Raw genomic sequence first — 2,456 nt, 5'->3', positions numbered from 1 at the left:
TGAGCAAAAATGGGCGCCGTCACGATAAACGCTTACTCGATAAAGTCGATATAATTCGCCATATTCCTCCTGAGGTAACCATCTGGGCAGATACCGGTTTTCAAGGTATAGATAAACAGCATCCTAATACACAAATCCCAAAAAAAGGAACTCGAAAAAGACCTTTATCGCCTGAACAAAAACAAGAAAATAAAATAATCTCGGGCATCCGTATTACAGTTGAACACGCCATCGCGGGTATCAAGCGCCTCGGTTGCATGACCCAAATTTTACGGAATCGTAGACCCTTTATTGATGATACCTTCTTACTCCTTAGCGCAGGTCTTTGGAATTTCCATCTCAGAACAGCGTAAAATTTACTTCAATCACCGAAACACCCTTATTTCACTATTAAGCAACACGCTTAAAGCCTTAGCGATTTGCTAAGGCTTTATTTATCTAATAACTGTGAAATAATTTAGTTTCTATCCATAGAACCTTATGCTGAGTGACCAGCCTGCCAGCCTAGGAATTGCTCATATTTACGCAACGCAATATTGTAATTACTAAAGGCAGAGTCGGTCATTTTATCCTGCATCTGAGCCTGAATTTTTTCAATCGCCAATTCAGCGAGCGGAAATTGCATTTCACTTAACAACTCATCCAGTCGACGTAGCCGCACCACATATTCGCGTACGGTACTATGGCTCATTTCAGTCTCTTTAAACAGATACTGTTTAAACGACATAATATCAAAATAGCCAGTATCACTATTACAATAGATTTCACTACAAAAACGACATAGCGCGGTAAATTTATGCTGTAACTCAGCCCAAGCTTGCCCATCAACCAGCTCGGTCATCGCTGAAATCGCTTCTTTATTCAGAATTTGATCATTAAACACCAATGAAATCCGATCAAGGGTTTTGTTACAGTGTGCGCAGTGAATTTGACTATGTTTATAGTCTTTAATATAACGGCTCAGCGGCCGCTTCTTTTGGTTAGAAACAGACATATTAGATAAGCCCTGTGTGTAAATCGTAAACAAAAAAATAAAAAATATTATTTATCTGGATTTAAGCGCGCTCGTAGCCGTTTTATCGCCTGGCTATGTAGCTGGCTGACGCGGGATTCCCCCGATATTCAACACCGCGCCTATCTCCTTCAGGTTCAGATCTTCTTGATAATAGAGCGTCAAAACCATTTTTTCCCTTTCAGGCAAACATTCTATCGCCTTTATAATATTTTTGCGAATATCAGTTGCTATTAAAGTTTGCAGTGGAATTTCGCTCGTCGTCAACCTCAATAATCGGCTCACAGCTCTCACCGTGCACTTCATGCCACTCATCATAAGAGCATAATTGACTATTGTTGCTATCCTGCAATAACTGCTGATACTCCGACAGACCGATGTGCAACTTATCAGCAATCTCCTGCTCGCTTGCCGGCCGGGCCTAGCGCTTGCTCAAGCTGCTGCATCACTTTGGCCGCTTCCCGCGCCAGACGGCGCACACTACGCGGCACCCAATCGCGGGCGCGTAATTCATCTAACATCGCGCCACGCACCCGTTGCACGGCATAAGTGACAAAAGCGGTACCTTGCGTCATATCAAATCGCTCGATCGCATCTAACAAACCAATACCGCCCGCCTGAATTAAATCATCCAGTTGCACGCTAGCCGGTAATCTAACTTGTAGTTTTAATGCCTCATGACGTACTAAAGGAAGATAGCGCTCCAATAGTACATCTTTTTCAATTATCCCATCCTGGGTATAAAGATCGTTCACCGTAAGCACCTGTCATTGATAACAGGCGCTTATTATCCGAAATTGAGGCGGCAAATAATGGCGAAAATAGTGCTATAAAACGGGCTTTTTTTTACTTATCTATTATTTTTAACCACCTCAGTTAATCGAACACCACAGCTAGCGGCAAATCATGGCCAGTGTGAAAAACATTGACTTAGGCTAACTGATCGCCATCTAGGGTAATATTTTGTTGCTTGAGGATAGTGGTTGCCAGGAGGGGTGTCAGTGAATCAGGCTGGATGGCTTGCGACGATAATCAGCATATTATCATTAATTGCTATTAATAATTATTGATTTTAACAGTGATGGCGATAATATCAGCGCCTATTTGAAAATACAGGCCGACAAAAGCAGGCCTGCAAAATATTAGTAAAATAAGGCCCATTCCCAGTCGAAACGCAACAACCCCATAAAACGTTATGCAGCCATTAGATGAGCTAAAAATACTTCATTTGGAGAAAAATAGCCCAACGATTTTCGTCCCCGAGTATTAAGTATGTGCTCAAGTTCTGCAATCTCGTTGTCCGTGACTGAGTTGAAGTCCGTTCCTTTTGGGTAAAAACGGCGGATAAGTCCGTTACTGTGTTCATTTAAACCACGCTCCCATGAGTGATAAGGCCTGGCAAAGAAGACATTAGCACCGGTGATCTCAGTTATCTGTTTATGCA

Annotated in this window: 3 protein-coding genes and 1 pseudogene; 1 reads left to right on the top strand and 3 read right to left on the bottom strand. The window is 42.3% G+C overall.

The window, feature by feature from the left end:
* Positions 1-353: transposase family protein (locus tag CBG25_RS19555; RefSeq protein WP_290603898.1), on the top strand; the 353-nt coding region annotated here is incomplete at its 5' end.
* A 125-nt stretch (positions 354-478) separates the two neighbouring features.
* On the opposite strand, the gene fliZ is transcribed toward CBG25_RS19555, so the two are convergent.
* The 3 genes and pseudogenes from fliZ to CBG25_RS19540 form a co-directional block, all read right to left on the bottom strand.
* Positions 479-994, bottom strand: coding sequence for a flagella biosynthesis regulatory protein FliZ (gene fliZ / locus CBG25_RS19550; RefSeq protein WP_290608732.1), 516 nt, complete (start codon positions 992-994; stop codon positions 479-481).
* A 47-nt stretch (positions 995-1,041) separates the two neighbouring features.
* A pseudogene (locus tag CBG25_RS19545) lies at positions 1,042-1,767 on the bottom strand (RNA polymerase sigma factor FliA).
* Between the two features lie 438 nt (positions 1,768-2,205).
* Positions 2,206-2,456 (bottom strand): IS30 family transposase (locus CBG25_RS19540; protein ID WP_290603699.1); only part of this gene is annotated, 251 nt, incomplete at its 5' end.

This window comes from Arsenophonus sp. ENCA (genome assembly GCF_002287155.1).
Lineage (GTDB): Bacteria > Pseudomonadota > Gammaproteobacteria > Enterobacterales > Enterobacteriaceae > Arsenophonus > Arsenophonus nilaparvatae.
Note: the sequence above shows the minus strand (reverse complement) of the source record. Positions and strands in the feature narration are given on the sequence as shown.

What these genes read in the sequence shown, in the direction of transcription:
- fliZ (WP_290608732.1), bottom strand. Translation starts at nt 994, where the DNA reads ATGTCTGTTTCTAACCAAAAGAAGCGGCCGCTGAGCCGTTATATTAAA.